Raw genomic sequence first — 14,754 nt, forward strand, 5'->3', positions numbered from 1 at the left:
GGGTCCGCCGGGGTTGATCGCGCCCACGCGGCGGAGCCGCACATCGACACGGCCCCGCGCTCCTGAAAACGGCGCGTCTAGCATGAGCGGCGTCGCAAGATCGAGGAAGGTGCGCCATGGCGAGAGCGGCCCGGCAGGATCAGCCGCGGTCCAGTGTCTGGCTGGAGGGCAAGGCGCACCGGCGGCGCGGCGGGGGGCAGCCCTCGGGGCTGGACCGGGCGCGCATCATCGAGGTCACCGTGCGGCTGCTGGACGCCGAGGGACTGGCCAAGTTCTCGATGCGGCGGCTCGCCGGCGAGCTGAACGTCACCGCGATGTCCGTCTACTGGTACGTCGACACCAAGGACGACCTGCTCGAACTCGCCCTGGACGAGGTCATGGGCGGGATGCGGCTGCCCGATCCGGACGCCGACGAGGACTGGCGGGACCAGGTGAGGGCGCTCGCCCGGGAGTACCGGACGCTGCTCGTGCGGCACTCCTGGGTGTCCGCGCTGGTCGGGGCCTTCCTCAACATCGGCCCCAACAACCTGGCGTTCTCCCGGGTCGTCCAGCGCGTCGTCCGCAGGACCGGACTGCCCGCGAAACGCATGACGAGCACGATCTCGGCCGTCTTCCAGTTCGTCTACGGCTACGGCACCCTGGAGGGGCATCTCGCCTCCCGGGCCGCGGCCGGCGGAATGAGCGTGGACGAGTACTTCCAGCAGGCCCTGAGCACGGTGACCTCCGCCCCGCAGGCCGCCGATGTCGTGAAGGAGTCCCAGGAGATCATGGCGGCGCGCGGCGGCGACACGGTCGCCGAGATGCTGGAGCGCGACTTCGAGTTCGCGCTGGAGCTGCTGATCGCGGGCATCGACGCGATGGTCGCCCGCGAGGGAGCAGCCTCCGGAGGGGAAGAAACTCCCGGGACTCCAGGGGTTCCCGGAACCCCTGGACCTCCGGGATCCCCCGGACCTCCGGGATCCCCCGAAACTCCCGGACCCCCCAGGGAGAGCTGACCTACTCCCCTTCCACCAGTCGCGCCGGGAACCCCCCGGTCGCCACCGGCCCCCACCGCTCCGGCGTGATCCGGATGATCGACTTGCCCTGCTTGCGCATGGCCGCGCGGTACTCGTCCCAGTCGGGGTGTTCCCCGGCGATGTTCCGGTAGTACTCGACGAGCGGTTCGACGGAGTCGGGGGCGTCGACGACCTCGGCCGTGCCGTCGATCTGGACCCAGGGGCCGTTGAAGTCGTCGCTGAGCACGAGCAGGCTCACGCGGGGGTCCCGCTTGGCGTTGCGGGTCTTGGCGCGCTCCGGGTAGGTGGAGACCACGATCCGGCCGGAGTCGTCGACACCGCAGGTCAGCGGGGAGCCCTGGGGGCCGCCGTCGGCCCTGCGGGTCAGCAGGATCGCGTGGTGCCTGGGCCGGACGAAGTCGAGCAACTCGTCCAGGGAGACGCGGGTGTTCGTCGCGATGTTCGGTGCCATGTGCGGCAGCCTACGACGCCAGGGCTTCGGTGAGGTCGTCGTACACGGGGACGTCCCGGCGCAGGCCGGTCAGCTCCAGGACGCGGCCCGTGATCCCCTCCGGCCGGGCCACCAGACGCACCACGGCCCCGGGCGGCAGCCGGCGCCGTACGTCGTTGACGAGGCGGATGCCCTGGGAGTCCATGAAGGAGGTCGTCCTCAGGTCGAGGACGAGGACCTCCAGCCGGTCACCCCGGGCCCTGGCCGCGGACAGGACGAGCGGCAGCAGCTCCGCCGCGTTACAGAAGTCGATCTCGGCGGGCATCGTGAGGTGGACGCGACCGGGGAGGTCGCGCGGTTCTGTGGGATTCGTGAAGAAGGTCACGGCACTCACCTGGCAGACGTTCGTCCGGTTTCCGGTAAGGCCGCTTCCTGACCCGTGGGCCATTCCACCATGCGGGGGGCCGGTGGTGGAAGCGTCCCGCAGCGGCGTCGGCCGGGCGTCACTTGGAGGCAACCGAACAGTTAGAGTGCTGTTCGTCCTGTGCTCGCAGTCGGGAATGTGCTGCGGAGCTCTCCTGCGCACGGCCATGGCCGTGCATGCCGAAGAGGTTCGTGGTGGCTGCGTCCGAGTTTCCTGATTTGCCCCGTTTTCCGGTCGGCGCCGAGCTGGCCGAGGCCTTGACGGTGGCTTCTCAGCAGCTGCACGAAACCCTCACGCCTCACAAGGCCCTGCGCACAGCGGTCCGTCTCGCGGTGCATCTGGTGCCGGGCGCCGAGCACGCCGGCATCTCCGTGATCGAGCGCGGCAACAAACTCAACACGCTCGCCTGGACCGACGAGGTCGTGCGCTCCGCCGAGTCCCGGCACACCGGCCGCGAACAGCACGGCCTGTGGGACCAGTTGTGGAACAGCCCGGTGGCGCGCATAGCGGACAGCGAGGCGGACGACGGCTGGGACGTGCTCGCCGCGCTCGGACTGCGCTCCGCGCTGTCGCTGCGGCTGCGCGCCGACCGTCGTCGGCTGACCGTCCTCACGGTGTACGCGCGCAAGCCGGGCGTCTTCGACGAGGAGGCCACGCGCGTCGGCCGGCTGTTCAGCGCGCACGTCAGCATCGCCCTGGACTCGGCGACCGTGCGCGAGCAGCTCACCGAGGCCATGCACACCCGGGACCTGATCGGCCAGGCCACCGGCATCCTCATGGAACGCCAGGGCATCGACGCGTCCGCGGCCTTCGAGAGCCTGGTGCGGGCCTCCCAGCGGGAGAACGTGAAACTGCGCGACCTCGCCCGCCGGATCGTCGGTGCGCCCAACGCCCCCTGACGTGAGGTGAATTACGCCGGAGGCGTGTCCGGCCGGTGACGGGATACCCGTACGGTCATGAGCTCCGAAGCGTCCGACACGCTGGACCAGGCGATGGTGCGCAGCAGCGGTCTCGACATCCTGCTGCGCGACCTGACCGACCGCGCGGTGCAGGAGGTGCCCGGCGCGGACGCGTGCAGCATCACCGTGCGCCGCGCCGACCGGCTGCTCACCCTGGCCGGCAGCGAGGGCCTGCCCAGCGGCCTGGACCTGCGCCAGTACGAGAACGGCTCCGGGCCCTGCGTCGACGCGGCCGAGACCGGCGAGGAGCAGTACACCCCGGATCTCGCCGAGGAGTCCCGCTGGCCGTCGTACACGCAGTACGCGCTCGCGGCGGGCGTCAGGTGTGTGCTGGCGGTGCCGATCGCCGTCGAGGGCGAGAGCGGCGCCGCGCTCAACTTCTACGGAGTGCGGGCCGGGACGCTGGACGCGGGCCGGGACGCGGCCCGGGCCTTCGCGGCCCGGACCGGGGACGCGATCGACGTGGCACTGCGGATCGAACGCCGGCGCCAGTCGGCGGCCGACGTGCGCACCGCGCTGCTCTCCCGCAGCGTCATCGATCAGGCGGTCGGCATCCTGATGGCCCGGGAGCGGATCGACGCACGGATCGCGCTGGAGCGGCTGCGCCGGGTCTCGCAGGACCGGAACGTCAAGCTCCGGGACCTGTGCAGCCAGTTGGTGGCGCGGGTGTCCGCCCCGGACTCACGCCGCCGGAAGTGACTCGCCCTGCACGGCCTGGATGTCCAGCTCCACCTTCAGCGTCGTGCCGACGGCCGCGATGCCGGCCTGCAGGACCTGGTTGTAGTTCATCGCGAAGTCCTCGCGGTGCAGTTCGGTCGTCGCGCGGAACGCCGCCCGGGTACCGCCCCACGGGTCCGGCCCCGTGCCGAGGTAGGCGAGATCCAGGTCCACGGGCCGTACGACCCCGTGCATGCCCAGCTCGCCGTGGACGGTCCACCGGTCGGACCCGGTCGCCGTCAGACCCGTCGACCGGAAGGTGATCTCCGGGAAGCGCTCGACGTCCAGGAAGTCCGGCGACTTCAGGTGCCCGTCGCGCATGCCGTTGCCGGTGTCGACGGACGCGGCCCGGATGACCGCATCCACGCGTGACTTGGTGACGTCGTCCGGGGCGATCTCGATCGAGCCGGAGAACTCCGTGAAGCGGCCGTGCACGCTGGAGATGCCCAGGTGCTGCGCCACGGCGGCCACGCTGGAGTGAACCGGGTCGACGGTCCAGGGGCCGGGCGGCGGCAGCTCGGTGCCGCCCTGCCGCGCCAGCGTCACCTGGCCGACCTCGGCCCTGCGGCTCGCCGTGACGATCACGCTGGAGGCCGCTGGCGCGTACCCGACGGCGGTGACGATGACGGTGTACGCCCCCGGTTCCAGCGGCGTCGCGTCCCGCACGGCGCCCTCCGCGTCGGCCTCGGCCCGCAGCACCTGCGCACCGGTCATGTCCGCCACCGTGACGACCGCGTGTGACACGGCCCATCCGTCCCGGGTGCGGATCCTCGCGGTCAGTCCCATCTCAACTGCTCCTCAGAAAGAAACCGGCCCGCGACAGGGGGCGCACCTCCGCTCGGAGCGCGCCCACCTGTCACGGGCCGGGGTCGTCGCTACTCGCCGGGGTGGGCGAGTTCGATGTCGTGGGCGTCGGTGCCCGCGCCCCCGACCGTCAGGGCGGTGGCCACCGGCGGGTAGCCCGTGGCGATGACCGTGTACTCGCCGCCGTCCAGGTCGGTGAAGGCGTACGCCCCGTCCGTCCCGGTCGTGGCCGAGCCGACGACGTTGCCCGCCTGGTCGACCAGCGTCACCCGGGCGTCGGCCAGCGGCCCGTGCGGGGCGCGGACGACACCCTGGACGCGGGCGCCCGACTCCAGGTCGATCTCGACCCGGGTGACCCCGGTGCCGCCCACCTCGACGGGCAGGGCGCGCGGCCGGTGCCCGGCGGCGTTCACCGCGACGGTCACCGCCCCCGGCACCAGCTCGGCGAAGGAGAACTCGCCCTGCTCACCCGTGGTGCCGTTGGCCAGCAGGTCCCCGCGCACATCCGTCACGATGACCATGGCGTCCTTGACCGGCTGCCCGCTCTCGGCGGCCCGCACCAGGCCCGTCAGCCCGCTGGTGCCGCTGAGCAGGATGTCGTAGGCGACCGGCTCGCCGTTCACCACGACCGTGGACGCCTGCGGCTGGAAGCCGTCGGCGGAGGCGATCAGCACGTACGAACCGGAGCCCGGGGCGTCCACCGCGTACGATCCGTCGGCCTGCGCCACGGACCGGCCCAGCTGACGCCCGGCCAGAGAGATCAGCGTGACGGCGGCCTGCGGCACGGGCGCGGACTCGTTCCCGCGGACGAAACCGCGGACCGGAACACCGCCCCCACCGGAGGCCGGCTCGGCGGCACGGGCCACGGTCGCGACGGCGGCGAGCCGCTGCGTCCCCTCCGGCCCGGCCCCGTCGGATGCCTCGGCCACGGCCCAGTTCGGCACGGCCTTCTCCCCTTCGGGCGCCTCGGCGGCGGCCTCGGCCGGAACCGTGGCAGGCGTCTCCGGGTCGGTGGCCTGCGCCAGCCCGCCCTTCGTCTTCAACGGGACCTCCTTGATGAACAGCGACACCAGCAGCGCGAGCAGCGCCAGCGGGGCCGCGTAGAGGAACACGTCCGCGACACCGTGGCCGTAGGCGCTCTCCACGACGGTGCGGATCGGCGCGGGCATCGCGCTCAGGTCGGGGATGTTGCCCTCGCCCGTGCCGGCGTGGCCGAGGGCCGCGCCCTTCGGGCCGAGGTCGGTGAGGCCGTCCTTGACGTAGTCGGTGATACGGGTGGCCAGGACCGCGCCGAGGGCGGAGACGCCCACCGCACCGCCGAGGGACCGGAAGAACGTCACCGTGGAGCTGGCCGCGCCCAGGTCGCCGGGCGCCACCTGGTTCTGCGTGCACAGCACCAGGTTCTGCATCATCATGCCGATGCCGAGACCCAGCAGCGCCATGAAGATCGCTATGTGCCAGTACTCGGTGTCGTAGCGGATCGTGCCCAGCAGGCCCATGCCCGCGGTCACCAGCACACCGCCGCCGACCAGCCAGCCCTTCCAGCGCCCGGTCCGGGTGATGACCTGGCCCGAGACGGTGGAGGAGATGAACAGACCCGCGATCATCGGGATCGTCATGACGCCGGACATCGTCGGCGACTTGTCGCGGGCCAGCTGGAAGTACTGGCTGAAGAAGACGGTCCCCGCGAACATCGCGACACCGACGAACAGCGAGGCCAGCGAGGCCAGCGCGATGGTGCGGTTGCGGAACAGCCGCAGCGGGATGATCGGCTCGCTCGCCTTCGCCTCGACGAGGACGAACAGCGCCAGCAGCACCAGGGAACCGCCGACCATCGCGTACGTCTGCCAGGACACCCAGTCGTACTTGTCACCCGCGAAGGTGACCCAGACCAGCAGCAGGCACACCGCCGCGGTGATGAAGAAGGCGCCGGCCCAGTCGACCTTGACCTTCCGCTTGACGACGGGCAGGTGCAGGGTCTTCTGCAGCACGATCAGGGCGATCACGGCGAAGGGCACGCCGACGTAGAAGCACCAGCGCCAGCCGAGCCAGTCGGTGTCGGTGATGACACCGCCGACCAGCGGGCCGCCGACCATGGCGGTGGCGAAGGTGGCGCCGAGGTAGCCGTTGTAGCGGCCGCGCTCACGCGGCGAGATCATCGCCGCCATGATGATCTGGGCCAGTGCGGACAGACCGCCCATGCCGATGCCCTGGACCGCGCGGAAGGTGATGAGCGTGCCCGGGTTCTGGGACATGCCGGCCGCCGCCGAACCCAGCACGAAGATGACCAGCGCGACCTGGATCAGCAGCTTCTTGGAGAACAGGTCGGCGAGCTTGCCCCACAGCGGGGTGGACGCGGTCATCGTCAGCAGGGACGCGGTCACGACCCAGGTGTAGGCGCTCTGGCCGCCGCCGAGGTCGCTGATGATCCGGGGCAGGGCGTTGGAGACGATCGTCGACGACAGGATCGCGACGAACATGCCGAGCAGGAGGCCGGTGAGGGCTTCCATGATCTGCCGGTGCGTCATCGGAGCGCCGTCACCGGAGGAGCCGTGGGAGCCTCCCCCGTGCTTGGCATGAGCCCGCACACCGGCTGGTGTGGTCGTTGCCATGGGCTTCCTTCTCTTACGTGCTTACGGGTGTACGGGTGGTCTCGTCGAGAGCGGCCGGTGCGGCCCGGCCTCCGGGCCGGCAGTCGAAGCTCTCCCTCAGCCGCGCCATGAGGCTGGTGAGCCGGCCGACGTCGTCGTCGGACCAGTCGCTCAGGCGCTCGGCGAGAACCTCGGTGGTCCGCCGCGACAGCTCGTCGAGCTGTGTTTGGCCCGCGGGGGTGAGCCGCAGAATGCGTGAGCGTTTGTCCGCGGGGTCGGGGGAGCGCTCGATCCAGCCCCGGGCCACGACGTGCGCGACATGGCGGCTGGTGACCGACATGTCCACCGCCAGCAGCTCGGCGAGCTTGCTCATGCGCATGTCGCCGTGTCGTCCCAGCAGCGTCAGGACGGCTGCCGACCCGCCGGGGCACTCGGCGGGCATGATCCGGCCGAGCTCCCGCTTCACGGCGCCGAAGGCGCTGAACTGACGGACCAGCTCTTCGTACTGCGCCTGTTCGGCCATGACACCTCCCGCTTTCGTTGCTTAGGGCAACCGTAGGATCTGTTGGTTGCTGAAGGCAAATAAAAGAGGGGGGTGCGGAACAAAAAGTTGGCAAAGGCAAGTATTGCGGGAGTAAATGTGCTGGTGGCGAGCCCGGCGGTAGGGGGTCGCTCGGACCAAACGGAACCGCAACCCCCACTTGGGGAGTCCCGGCGTTTTCGCTAGGGTCTCGGGCCATGGCTAACAACCAGGCCCCGCAGGGCAATCACGACCCCGCCGGCAGCACCCAGATGTTCCGCGCGTTCGTCGACGAGGCCCCGCAGGGCCGTCAGGCGGCGGCCCCGTCCGGCGGCGGGCCGCGCACCGGTCTCATCCTCGGCGTCGTAGTCGCCGTAGCGGTCATCGCGGCGGTGGCCTGGCTGGCGCTGGCGTAACTCCACTTGGCGCCTGGCTGTCCTTTGCAGGTGCCCGGCGTTGGTGCTGAGGCCGGGCGCGTGCGCAAGTCGGCGCGACGAGGTGCCTCCCCAAGCTCTCCGAGCAGGGGGGACCCCAGCGCCCACCCTCCCCGAAGCTCTCGGCTCCGCTCGAGCAGGGGACCCCCATCGCCCTTAGGGGTCCATGCCCGCAGCTGGGGCGGCCCGCAGTCGCCGTCGTACGCAAGGGGCCGTGTCGGGGTTGTCCGCCCGCAGCGGTTGGTGCGTCAACGCCGGTCAGTCGGTATGGAGGTCCATCGCGCCGTTCCGAGGACGGACACCCCCCGGCGCGGCCCCGACCGACCACTCGCGGCTGGGCGCGGCACAAGCCCCCGCCCAGCCGCACGTGCGTCGCAGCCCTCGCGCCGCACGTGCGTCGCAGCCCTCGGCCAGCCCTCGGTCTGCCCTCGGTCAGTCCGAGATCAGACCTTCCCGGAGCTGCGCCAGCGTCCGGGTCAGCAGCCGGGAGACGTGCATCTGCGAGATGCCGACCTCCTCGCCGATCTGCGACTGCGTCATGTTCGCGAAGAACCGCAGCATGATGATCCGCCGCTCACGGGGCGGCAGCTTCGCCAGCAGCGGCTTCAGGGACTCCCGGTACTCGACACCCTCCAGCGCGGTGTCCTCGTACCCCAGCCGGTCCGCCAGTGACCCCTCGCCACCGTCGTCCTCCGGCGCCGGCGAGTCCAGCGAGGACGCCGTGTAGGCGTTCCCCACCGCCAGCCCGTCGACGACGTCCTCCTCGGACACCCCGAGGACGGCCGCGAGTTCGGGCACGGTCGGCGACCGGTCCAGCTTCTGTGAGAGCTCGTCACTGGCCTTGGTCAGAGCGAGCCGCAGCTCCTGCAGTCTGCGCGGCACCCGCACCGACCACGAGGTGTCCCGGAAGAACCGCTTGATCTCCCCGACCACCGTCGGCATCGCGAATGTCGGGAACTCGACGCCCCGTTCGCAGTCGAACCGGTCGATCGCCTTGATCAGCCCGATCGTGCCGACCTGGACGATGTCCTCCATCGGCTCGTTCCGGGACCGGAACCGCGCGGCGGCGTACCGCACGAGCGGGAGGTTGAGCTCGATGAGCGTGTCACGGACGTACGCACGCTCGGGGCTGTCCTCGTCGAGCGCGGCCAGCCGCAGGAACAGGGAGCGGGACAAGGTGCGGGTGTCGATGGCGCCCGCAGCCGGAAGGACCGGGACGGGCTCGGCCGGGAGGGCCGGTACGTCATCGATGGGGCCGAGTGAGTCGAGAGCATGGGGAGCTGTCTCGCTCTCCGCGAGCGTGAGCACCTTCGAGCTGCCCTGTTCTACGGACATGCCACCCCCTTTGGGTCGCGGACGGTCGCGGCGAACGCCCCCGTCTGAGGAACGCAGCCTTCACCTGAATACCGGCGCCGGAGCTTCGGCAAACGCGCTTCCCGGAGAATGTCACATGTCGGCAACACGCTGTAGTGACATGTCGACATCTGAGACGCGAATACGCCCTGCAAACAAGGGGTCTGACGGCTTTTCGGCTCTCAACTGTCGGCAACCGCCCTGATGAGCGATTCGCTCCTCGCGGTGACCTCTCGCTCGCGTTTGCGGTTACGCGTCGATGCGGTTCGCAGACCGCAACCTCTGGAAGCTACGCGCGAGTAGCCGCGACACGTGCATCTGTGAGACGCCGAGCTCCGCGGAGATCTGGGACTGCGTGAGATTGCTGTAGTACCGCAGCAGCAGGATCCGCTGCTCCCGCTCGGGCAGCTGAACGAGCAGGTGCCGTACGAGATCCCGGTGCTCCACGCCGTCCAGCGCGGGGTCCTCGTAACCGAGCCGGTCCAGTAGCCCCGGCAGCCCGTCGCCCTCCTGCGCGGCCTCCAGGGAGGTCGCGTGGTAGGACCGCCCCGCCTCGATGCAGGACAGCACCTCGCCCTCGGTGATGCGCAGGCGCGCGGCGATCTCCGAGGTCGTCGGGGTGCGCCCGAAGGAGGTCGTCAGGTCCTCCGTCGCGCTGTTGACCTGCACCCACAGCTCGTGCAGCCGGCGCGGCACATGGACCGTGCGGACGTTGTCGCGGAAGTACCGCTTGATCTCGCCGACGACCGTCGGCATCGCGAACGTCGGGAACTGCACGCCCCGGTCCGGGTCGAAGCGGTCGATGGCGTTGATGAGACCGATGGTGCCGACCTGGACGACGTCCTCCATCGGCTCGTTGCGGGAGCGGAACCGGGCGGCCGCGTAGCGCACGAGTGGGAGGTTGGCCTCGATGAGCGCCCCGCGTACGCGGTCGTGCTCCGCGGTGCCCGGCTGGAGCTCCTTGAGCTGCGCGAAGAGAACCTGGGTGAGCGCCCGGGTGTCCGCGCCACGGCTGCTCCGCTGGGCCGCGGCGGGAGCGGTTTCCGGCACTGGGGCCGGGGCGGTTTCCGGCGACGCGGCCGGAGCCGGCTCGGCTTGAGTCCGAGGGGGCGGTGACTGGGCGGACGAGGCTGGTGGGGACGGTGCCTGAGGTGCGGTACTGGCCAGCACGGTCAACTCCACCTCGTCATCGTCAACTCATCCGTCAACTCTTCCATCAAAAGCGGTCATAGCATCACAAGACATGTGCACTGTGTGCAAGCACCCCATAACTACGTGTTGAGGGATGAAAGCCGCACAAATCAACCCACGCAAAGCAGGAGCCCCCTGTCCCAGGGACAGGGGGCGTGAAGCGGCCGGTCTCGGAACCGGTCTCAGAAGTCGTAGTCCGCGATCACCCACGTGGCGAATTCCCGCCACAGCGCGACACCCGCCTGGTGGTCCGGGTGCTCCACGTACCGCCGCAGCGCGTCCGCGTCGTCGAAGGCGGAGTTGATGGCGAAGTCGTACGCGATGGGGCGGTCGCTGACGTTCCAGCCGAGCTCCCAGAAGCGGATCCCGGGGATCGTGCCCTCGAGCGCGCGAAAGGCCTCGACGCCCTTGGCGACCCGGGCGTCGTCGCGCTCGACGCCCTCGTTGAGCTTGAAGAGCACCAGGTGGCGGATCATCACTTTGCTCCGTTCGCAACCCACGTGGCGAAGTCGCCGAGGGCCCCGGCGGCGTCCGATACACCCTGGAATCCTATGAGAACGTAGTCGGAGGCCTTCTTCGGGTCCGTGATGATCACGTACAGCGCGAAGACCACGAGGGCATAGACGGCGACCTTCTTCGCATTCACCGCCATCGCGGCCTCCCCTGTCACTGGTGTCTCAAACAGCGCACATGATCGCACGAAGGACCGATCACACGAAGAGGCTGATCGCACGAAGGGCCCCGTCTGACGACGGGGCCCTTCTCAAGCGGTAGCGGAGGGATTTGAACCCTCGGTGACTTGCGCCACACTCGCTTTCGAGGCGAGCTCCTTCGGCCGCTCGGACACGCTACCGAGGGAGACCTTACAGCAAGGTGCCGCGTGCTTTGAAATCGGATTCGGCGACGGTTCAGCGGTCCCGGAAGAACGCCGTGAGCAGCCCGGCGCACTCCTCCGCGAGCACTCCCTCGATCACCTCGGGCCGGTGATTGAGCCGCCGGTCGCGGACCAGGTCCCAGAGGGATCCGGCCGCGCCGGCCTTCTCGTCGCGGGCGCCGTAGACGAGCCGGTCGACGCGTGACTGCTGGATCGCGCCCGCGCACATCGTGCAGGGCTCCAGCGTCACCACGAGGGTGCAGCCGGCGAGCCGCCACGTGCCGAGGGCGGCCGCGGCCCGCCGCAGGGCGAGGAGCTCCGCGTGGGCCGTCGGATCGCCGCCGGCCTCGCGTTCGTTGTGCCCGGCCGCGAGCACGGTCGCACCGTCCGGGGCCAGGACGACGGCGCCGACGGGCACGTCCCCGCCCCGGACGGCCTCGGCGGCTTCGTCCAGGGCGAGTCGCATCGTGGGCCGCCAGGGGTCCCGGACCGGATCCGGCGGCCCCGCGGTGGTACGACCGGTCAGCGGACGGTCTCCAGGGTCTCCGAGGCGCCCAGGGACTCGGCGATCTCGGTGACGGCGTCCGTCGACATCAGGCGCAGTTCCTTCTCGCTCACGCCGAGGTCGTCGAGGATCAGCGCGTCGCCGACCGGGCCGTGCGGCACGGACTCGGCGGAGCCGGTGGGCCCGGCGCCGTCCTCGGCGTCATCGTCATCGTCGTCCTCGTCGGATTCACCGTCCTCGGTGCCGTCGAGGTCGAGGGCGGCGAGGACGTCGTCGTCCGGATCGCGGCCGAGCAACTCGTCGGTGAGCAGGATCTCGCCGTAGCTGCTGCGGGCAGCGGCGGCGGCGTCCGAGACGTAGATGCGAGGGTCCTCCTCGCCGTCCACGCGGACGACGCCGAACCAGGCGTCCTCCTGCTCGATGAGCACGAGCACCGTGTCCTCGTCCGGGGTGGCTTCACGGGCCAGGTCGGCCAGATCAGACAGGGTTTCCACATCGTCGAGCTCTGTATCGCTCGCTTCCCACCCGTCTTCGGTGCGCGCGAGCAGTGCGGCGAAGTACACCGTGACTCTCCCACTGGTCTTAGGCGTGCCGGTTGGGGGTCCCCCCGGCGGAGGTTACGGGCGGGGAGTGCTCGTCCGAGCCCCACCCACTCGGAATCGTGGCAGAAACAAGGCGTTCAGGGGACGTCTTCCGCTCCCTGTGTCCGGCAGTTCTGCTCGCACGCTCGTTGCCGCCACCTGCGGATCGTACGCGGCTTTGCCCCGTTCCACGCACGGTCACCCGCGACGAATCTCCGCGCGGTTCGTGATCTTCGCCGGGGGTTCTCCCGCCCGTTTCCTACCAGCGGAAGGTGCGCATGCGCATCGCGTGCCGCAGCCGGGCCGTCTTGGCGCGGCGCGGCTGGACGCGGTCGCGCAGCTCCCGGGCCTCGGCCAGATCGCGCAGGAACCGGGCGCGACGACGGCGGCGCTCGGCGTCGGACTCGTCGGTCCCGTTCGTCAGGCCGGGCTCCGGGCCGGCCCCCGGCCGCGTGCGCGGCGGCGGATCGTTTCGGAATGTCCGGTCGGGCATCAGGTTCACCACCCCCAGTCCGTCCTTTCCGCTTTCCCCCGGACGGGCGGTTTGACGCCAGTGACCGGGCGAGGGCCGGACGGCGGGCTTGCCGTGCCGTCGGTGGTACCCCGCCCGGTTAATGTTGTGGACATGCGTCTCCACGTCGTCGACCACCCTCTGGTCGCTCACAAGCTCACCACGCTGCGCGACCAGCGCACCGACTCCGCGACCTTCCGCCGTCTCGCCGACGAGCTGGTCACCCTGCTCGCCTACGAGGCCACGCGGGACGTGCGCACCGAACAGGTCGACCTCCAGACGCCGGTCGCGCGGACCACGGGCGTCAAGCTGTCCCACCCGCGGCCGCTGGTGGTGCCGATCCTGCGGGCCGGGCTCGGCATGCTGGACGGCATGGTCCGGCTGCTGCCGACCGCCGAGGTGGGTTTCCTCGGCATGATCCGCAACGAGGAGACGCTGCAGGCCTCCACGTACGCGACGCGCATGCCCGAAGACCTGTCGGGGCGTCAGGTGTACGTGCTCGACCCGATGCTCGCCACCGGCGGCACACTGGTCGCGGCGATCCGGGAACTGATCCGGCGCGGAGCCGACGACGTCACCGCCGTGGTCCTGCTGGCCGCCCCGGAGGGCGTCGAGATCATGGAGCGCGAGCTCGCGGGCACGCCGGTGACGGTCGTGACCGCCTCGGTCGACGAACACCTGAACGAGCACGGCTACATCGTGCCGGGCCTCGGCGACGCGGGGGACCGGATGTACGGGGCGGCCGAGTAGGCCGGACGGGCCTCTCAGCAGCCCTTCTTCGTCGTGGGCGCCGGCTCGGGCCTGGCCAGTTCGGTCAGTGCCCGGTCGGCGTCCGGCTTTTTCGCCAGCTCCTTGAAGCCGTCCCCGATGACGAGGTCGACGGCGGCGCCCTTGCGGGCCGCCTCGGTGCGCCGTTCGGCGCCCGGGAGCTGGGTGCCGAGCACGGGCAGTGAGGTGTCGAGCGCGGCGGTGGGGCCGAGCAGCAGTCCGGTGCCCTTGACCTTCTTGTCGTACTGCTTGGTCGCGTTGCCCACGTCGCCGATCGTGAAGCCGCGCTTCTTGAGTTCGTCGGCGGTCTTCTTCGCCAGACCGGCGCGAGTGGTGGCGTTGAGGACGTTCACGGTGATCGTGCGCGGTTCGGGCAGGGGCTTGGCGCTGGGCGAGGGGCTCGCCTTGGTCGTGTTGCCGCAGTCCGTCCCGTCGCCGGCCGCCGAAGCCTTTCTGCCGCCGCCGGTGAAGACGTCGATGAGCTGCAGCGTGCCCCAGCCGCCCACGCCGAGGACGACGACGGACGCGACGGTCAGGACGACGAGCCTGCCGCGCCGCCGGGGCCGGCGCATCCGGGGGTACTTGTTGCCCTTGATGCGGTACTTGCGGCCCATGCCGGGGGGAGTCAGCATGCTCATGAGCGCAGCGTAGTGCGCTCGGGCGACGATGCCTACTAGATGATCATTCGACGTCGCCCAGCGGAACCCGAAAGGGCCAACCCGCGACCGGCGGGATCAGTCGAGTTCGAGCACGCGCGCGTGCAGCACCTGGCGCTGCTGGAGTGCCGCCCGCACCGCACGGTGCAGCCCGTCCTCCAGGTAGAGGTCGCCCTGCCACTTCACGACGTGCGCGAAGAGGTCGCCGTAGAACGTCGAGTCCTCGGCGAGCAGTGTTTCCAGATCGAGCTGACCCTTGGTCGTCACGAGCTGATCGAGGCGGACCGGGCGCGGTGCGACGTCCGCCCACTGCCGGGTGCTTTCCCGGCCGTGGTCGGGGTACGGCCGGCCGTTTCCGATGCGCTTGAAGATCACACGGAAAGCCTACCGGTCAAGACCTTCCGGGCGCAGCCATGGCGG

19 protein-coding genes and 1 tRNA gene are annotated in these 14,754 nt (G+C 70.5%); 5 read left to right on the plus strand and 15 right to left on the minus strand.

Annotated features, from left to right (window positions below; all coding sequences use genetic code 11):
- Window positions 1–116: 116 nt before the first annotated feature.
- Entirely contained in the window at window positions 117–995 is an 879-nt protein-coding gene (locus ACFY9S_RS07530; RefSeq protein ID WP_391124017.1) for a TetR/AcrR family transcriptional regulator C-terminal domain-containing protein, read from the plus strand.
- 1 nt (window position 996) lies between these two features.
- On the opposite strand, the gene ACFY9S_RS07535 is transcribed toward ACFY9S_RS07530, so the two are convergent.
- Window positions 997–1,467 (minus strand): PPOX class F420-dependent oxidoreductase, encoded by a 471-nt coding sequence (locus ACFY9S_RS07535; RefSeq protein ID WP_102910408.1) that lies wholly within the window; start codon window positions 1,465–1,467, stop codon window positions 997–999.
- Window positions 1,468–1,477: 10 nt separating this feature from the next.
- The gene (locus ACFY9S_RS07540) at window positions 1,478–1,840 is read right to left on the minus strand and encodes an STAS domain-containing protein (RefSeq protein WP_281262763.1); all 363 of its coding nucleotides are present in this window, start codon (window positions 1,838–1,840) and stop codon (window positions 1,478–1,480) included.
- 206 nt (window positions 1,841–2,046) lie between these two features.
- Here ACFY9S_RS07540 and ACFY9S_RS07545 point away from each other — a divergent pair, with 206 nt between their 5' ends.
- Complete coding sequence (locus ACFY9S_RS07545; protein WP_391124019.1) at window positions 2,047–2,769, plus strand: ANTAR domain-containing protein; 723 nt, start codon at window positions 2,047–2,049, stop codon at window positions 2,767–2,769.
- Between the two features lie 57 nt (window positions 2,770–2,826).
- A complete protein-coding gene (locus ACFY9S_RS07550) occupies window positions 2,827–3,528 on the plus strand; it encodes an ANTAR domain-containing protein (protein ID WP_391124021.1) in 702 nt (233 codons plus the stop codon).
- Here the strand turns inward: ACFY9S_RS07550 and ACFY9S_RS07555 are convergent.
- The 3 genes from ACFY9S_RS07555 to ACFY9S_RS07565 all read right to left on the minus strand — a co-directional run bounded on the left by ACFY9S_RS07555 (window position 3,511) and on the right by ACFY9S_RS07565 (window position 7,464).
- The gene (locus ACFY9S_RS07555; protein ID WP_391124023.1) at window positions 3,511–4,332 is read right to left on the minus strand and encodes a YceI family protein; all 822 of its coding nucleotides are present in this window, start codon (window positions 4,330–4,332) and stop codon (window positions 3,511–3,513) included. The two genes, ACFY9S_RS07550 and ACFY9S_RS07555, sit on opposite strands and share 18 nt — an antisense overlap.
- A gap of 89 nt (window positions 4,333–4,421) precedes the next feature.
- Window positions 4,422–6,962: an MFS transporter gene (locus ACFY9S_RS07560; protein WP_391124025.1), complete on the minus strand. Its 2,541-nt coding sequence runs from the start codon at window positions 6,960–6,962 to the stop codon at window positions 4,422–4,424.
- A 13-nt stretch (window positions 6,963–6,975) separates the two neighbouring features.
- Entirely contained in the window at window positions 6,976–7,464 is a 489-nt protein-coding gene (locus tag ACFY9S_RS07565; RefSeq protein WP_391124027.1) for a MarR family transcriptional regulator, read from the minus strand.
- A gap of 215 nt (window positions 7,465–7,679) precedes the next feature.
- On the opposite strand from ACFY9S_RS07565, the gene ACFY9S_RS07570 reads away from it, so the two are divergent.
- Window positions 7,680–7,877: a hypothetical protein gene (locus tag ACFY9S_RS07570; protein ID WP_391124029.1), complete on the plus strand. Its 198-nt coding sequence runs from the start codon at window positions 7,680–7,682 to the stop codon at window positions 7,875–7,877.
- Between the two features lie 450 nt (window positions 7,878–8,327).
- Here the strand turns inward: ACFY9S_RS07570 and ACFY9S_RS07575 are convergent, their stop codons facing one another.
- From ACFY9S_RS07575 to ACFY9S_RS07610, 8 genes are all read right to left on the minus strand, one after another.
- The gene (locus ACFY9S_RS07575) at window positions 8,328–9,230 is read right to left on the minus strand and encodes an RNA polymerase sigma factor SigF (RefSeq protein WP_102910416.1); all 903 of its coding nucleotides are present in this window, start codon (window positions 9,228–9,230) and stop codon (window positions 8,328–8,330) included.
- 267 nt (window positions 9,231–9,497) lie between these two features.
- Window positions 9,498–10,430, minus strand: coding sequence for a SigB/SigF/SigG family RNA polymerase sigma factor (locus tag ACFY9S_RS07580; RefSeq protein WP_391124031.1), 933 nt, complete (start codon window positions 10,428–10,430; stop codon window positions 9,498–9,500).
- A gap of 191 nt (window positions 10,431–10,621) precedes the next feature.
- Entirely contained in the window at window positions 10,622–10,915 is a 294-nt protein-coding gene (locus tag ACFY9S_RS07585; protein WP_102910417.1) for a Dabb family protein, read from the minus strand.
- A complete protein-coding gene (locus ACFY9S_RS07590; RefSeq protein ID WP_391124033.1) occupies window positions 10,915–11,091 on the minus strand; it encodes a hypothetical protein in 177 nt (58 codons plus the stop codon). The genes ACFY9S_RS07585 and ACFY9S_RS07590 overlap by 1 nt, the downstream gene beginning before the upstream one ends.
- A gap of 116 nt (window positions 11,092–11,207) precedes the next feature.
- Window positions 11,208–11,292, minus strand: a tRNA-Ser gene (locus ACFY9S_RS07595).
- Window positions 11,293–11,347: 55 nt separating this feature from the next.
- Window positions 11,348–11,779 carry a tRNA adenosine(34) deaminase TadA gene (gene tadA / locus ACFY9S_RS07600; RefSeq protein WP_102910419.1) on the minus strand — a complete coding sequence of 144 codons (432 nt, stop codon included), beginning with the start codon at window positions 11,777–11,779 and terminating at the stop codon, window positions 11,348–11,350.
- A 56-nt stretch (window positions 11,780–11,835) separates the two neighbouring features.
- A complete protein-coding gene (locus ACFY9S_RS07605; protein ID WP_391124035.1) occupies window positions 11,836–12,381 on the minus strand; it encodes a hypothetical protein in 546 nt (181 codons plus the stop codon).
- A gap of 277 nt (window positions 12,382–12,658) precedes the next feature.
- A complete protein-coding gene (locus tag ACFY9S_RS07610) occupies window positions 12,659–12,892 on the minus strand; it encodes a hypothetical protein (RefSeq protein ID WP_391124037.1) in 234 nt (77 codons plus the stop codon).
- Window positions 12,893–13,024: 132 nt separating this feature from the next.
- Here ACFY9S_RS07610 and upp point away from each other — a divergent pair, with 132 nt between their 5' ends.
- A complete protein-coding gene (gene upp, locus ACFY9S_RS07615; protein WP_102910421.1) occupies window positions 13,025–13,660 on the plus strand; it encodes a uracil phosphoribosyltransferase in 636 nt (211 codons plus the stop codon).
- Between the two features lie 14 nt (window positions 13,661–13,674).
- Here upp and ACFY9S_RS07620 read toward each other — a convergent pair whose 3' ends face one another.
- Together ACFY9S_RS07620 and ACFY9S_RS07625 are read right to left on the minus strand one after the other, a co-directional pair.
- Window positions 13,675–14,292, minus strand: a complete 618-nt coding sequence (locus ACFY9S_RS07620; RefSeq protein WP_391124264.1) for a LytR C-terminal domain-containing protein — start codon at window positions 14,290–14,292, stop codon at window positions 13,675–13,677.
- 120 nt (window positions 14,293–14,412) lie between these two features.
- Window positions 14,413–14,709: a type II toxin-antitoxin system VapB family antitoxin gene (locus tag ACFY9S_RS07625; RefSeq protein WP_003999914.1), complete on the minus strand. Its 297-nt coding sequence runs from the start codon at window positions 14,707–14,709 to the stop codon at window positions 14,413–14,415.
- Window positions 14,710–14,754: the final 45 nt, after the last annotated feature.

The sequence above is a fragment of the Streptomyces sp. NPDC012474 genome (assembly GCF_042955185.1).
Lineage (GTDB): Bacteria > Actinomycetota > Actinomycetes > Streptomycetales > Streptomycetaceae > Streptomyces > Streptomyces cahuitamycinicus.